Genomic DNA, 2,982 nt, shown 5'->3' with positions numbered 1-2,982 from the left:
TCAAGAACACGTTCGCGCAAATCGGGAGAATAGGGCTGGGGCATGGCTCGCCTCCCGGGCCATATCCCAATCAACGCACAGACCACCCGAAGGGATTCAAGCCCAGATCAAAAGCGCTTTAGTATTCGTGGGCTTTCATTGGTCTGCCATCCAAGACCTCTGGGTAGAGGCCCCGCCGACCAAAAGAGCACAAAGACCTAAAGCTTGAGGCGGCGGTCGTAGAAGTTATGTGCTCGGCGCAGCGAGTCCTCTGCCGCCTGCGCGTTGTACTCGACCTTGAACCCTTGGCCCGAAGCCCAGTCCTGTTCGATGAAGCCGTGATGAGCGCCCAGATAGATCGCGAGGTCCACTGGGGCGCTGTCACTTGCTCGGCCCGCCACCAGTTCTTCGCAGGCCCGAGCCGGGGTCCACTGGTCCTCGCTGCCCACCATGATCAGCAGTGGGAACATGGTCTTGTCGGCCAGCGCCCCGCATCGCGGATAGTATGCCGCCCCGGCCTTGAAGGTCAGGTTGTCAGGGTTCACCACCCCTTCACTGACTTGTCTTTCAGCCAGGGTGAGAACCGCCCTCGCGCCCATTGAGACGCCGAGAAGACCGACGCGGTTGCGGTCCACAAAGGGTTGAGCCGCGAGGTAGAAGAGAGCACCGTAGGCATCGGCAACCCGATCCACTGAAGCTGGCTCTTTCACACAGGCGTCCTCGGCCTTCCGGCTTGTGAAGCTGTCAACTGACAGCGCGACATAACCCCACGAGGTCAGGAGTTCTGGCAGCTTCTGGCTCTCAAGTGCTGACACTCCTCGGCAGCCATGGAGCACAATGACCGCAGGGAAGGGACCATTACCCTCTGGCTTTGCAAGATACGCTTGAAGGCGGCTTCCAGGCGTCGGTTTTGGGTCTTCTCCCCGCTGGCGAGCCCGTTGTTCCTGGAACTTGCCAAGAGGACGGGCCGCACCGTCGAGTTCGACTTTCGCGATCACCGGGGTAGCTGAACCCGATGGTTTGACTGGCTGTCCCCAAGCATGGCTCGCGAAGAGCATCACAAGCCCGATGAGGGATAAACCGACTGATCGACACATGGCACCCTCCGCGCCAAAGACCGCATCAGCAGGGCCATAATCCCACCTGTGGCAGTGGTATTCAAGGGGAATGCAGGCACGTGATCATGGGCGGGGCAGGTAGGATATCGGTGTTGGATCGACCACTGGTACCGTCATATGTTCTCAGTCTGTCAGGGAACTGCCGCTCTGATCGCCTATGCTCTCGTTTCCAGCCGAAAGACCGATCCTGTTGGCCCAAGCCACACGGCTGGATGGTCTCAGTCTGAAACCGGGCGGTAGGGCATTGGATTGATGCGAAGGCCAAGTACTTCTGGCCGAGCGTAATGCCCAGTGACATCCATCAACTGTGAACACTTGATCGTCTCGTTCAGATCGAGGTCGGCGTAAAGGATTGTCTCCTCCTTGTAGACCGGCCCTGCCAGCAATCTTCCATCCGGCGCGATGATGCAACTGCCGCCCTCAATGATGTAGTCGCTCACTGCGGCGAGTTCATCGGCGAACTCGAAATCGGATGGATAGCTCGCCTTGCGGATTATGTTGGCAGCCGAGATTACGAAGACGCCGCCTTCGAACGCCGTGTTGTGGGCATTCGTGATCGCCATGTCCGTATCGAACGAGGTCGCCGCAACGTGTATCTGCTCTCCTTGGTCGTAGAGGGCGAACCGCGCCAGCGGCATGAAATTCTCCCAGCAGACGAGCCCGCCGATCTTTCCCGCCGGGGTATCGTAGACCTTGAGAGTGCTTCCATCGCCGTAGGCGTGAACCATACGCTCCGAGTTGGTGGGGACGAGTTTCTGGTGCTTGCCGATGATCTCGCCATCGGGGCCAATCAGCAGGATGGTGTTGAAGAAACTGCGTGTGGTTGTGGACCGCTCGTTGACTCCGATGGCGATAGTCACTCCAGCCGCCTTCGCTGCCTGCCCAAGGCGTGCGGTCGTCGAACTCGGCACCTCGACCGAGTTGCGCCACAGGCGTGACCATGCTGCCTGGGCCTCCGGGCTGCCGAACCGTGCGAAGCCTCGGCCCCAAACGGTGGCATTCGTGAAGATCGGGATGAACAATTCCGGGAACACGACGAGCTTCGCGCTGTTCGCTCCCGCTTCCGCGATAAGCGCACAAGCCTTCTCGGTGGTCTTCTCCCGGTCGAGGATGACGGGCTCAGCCTGAACCGCCGCGACCTTGATGATGGGCAGTGTATCTTCCATCGCCAAGTTCCTCCTGTTTCCGACCTCGCGGGAGGCTTGTCAGCATACCAGAGTGTGAATGATCCGTCGCCTCAACAGTGCTTCCCCAGGTGCTGGTTAACCGGCGAAATTATGGTGATCTTTACCGGTCCTTGGGGAGCTACGAGCGCCTGTAGCTACAAACAAAAGCTGGGGGAGCGGGCGCGGAACGATGCGGGGAAATACGAGCCGAAGGCCATCCCCCAGGTTTACCTAAGTGCTTGGATATGCTCAATTCTTCACGCCCTCTCCTGGGCACCATCTCTCCTAGATGGTCCATCGCCTTTCTGATCAACGATTTCCCTGATCCTTCAACGCTCTTGCAGGTCTCTAGTCTCACTAGGGGTCTCACACATGGCGTTCACGATGGCTCGTCCGTTGGAGTTCGCTCCCGACGGTGGAGCTTGCCCGTCTTATTATCCTTCCAGCGATATAAGGAGCCTCAAGGGCACCTTTTGCGTCGCTTCAGCTTGGCAGGAAGAGCAAGGCGGTCAAAATCGGAGAGATGGTTCAAATGTCCCTTTCGCACCAGGGACACTTCCACAGAGCCATCACTGGGCAAAGAAAAGGCTCCGTAAGGGAGCCTGAGTTTCAGGGAGGACCAATGAACTTCCCAGCCCATCGTCAGTGTCATCCCAGCACTTAGATGGGTCAATTCACCAAGTCTTTCAGACTGTTAAGAGACAACTATCCTGTACCCC

General features: G+C 58.4%; 2 protein-coding genes. Both read right to left on the bottom strand.

Annotated elements, in window-relative coordinates; translation table 11 throughout:
- Positions 1 to 197 precede the first annotated feature (197 nt).
- Entirely contained in the window at positions 198 to 1,076 is an 879-nt protein-coding gene (locus tag ACS5Q1_RS47340; RefSeq protein ID WP_473104696.1) for a dienelactone hydrolase family protein, read from the bottom strand.
- A gap of 239 nt (positions 1,077 to 1,315) precedes the next feature.
- The gene (locus tag ACS5Q1_RS47335; protein WP_473104695.1) at positions 1,316 to 2,263 is read right to left on the bottom strand and encodes a carbon-nitrogen hydrolase family protein; all 948 of its coding nucleotides are present in this window, start codon (positions 2,261 to 2,263) and stop codon (positions 1,316 to 1,318) included.
- Between the last annotated feature and the right edge of the window lie 719 nt (positions 2,264 to 2,982).

The sequence above is a fragment of the Microvirga sp. GN3 genome (assembly GCF_055792825.1).
Note: the sequence above shows the minus strand (reverse complement) of the source record. Positions and strands in the feature narration are given on the sequence as shown.

What these genes read in the sequence shown, in the direction of transcription:
- ACS5Q1_RS47340 (WP_473104696.1), bottom strand. Translation starts at nt 1,076, where the DNA reads ATGTGTCGATCAGTCGGTTTATCCCTCATCGGGCTTGTGATGCTCTTC.
- ACS5Q1_RS47335 (WP_473104695.1), bottom strand. Translation starts at nt 2,263, where the DNA reads ATGGAAGATACACTGCCCATCATCAAGGTCGCGGCGGTTCAGGCTGAG.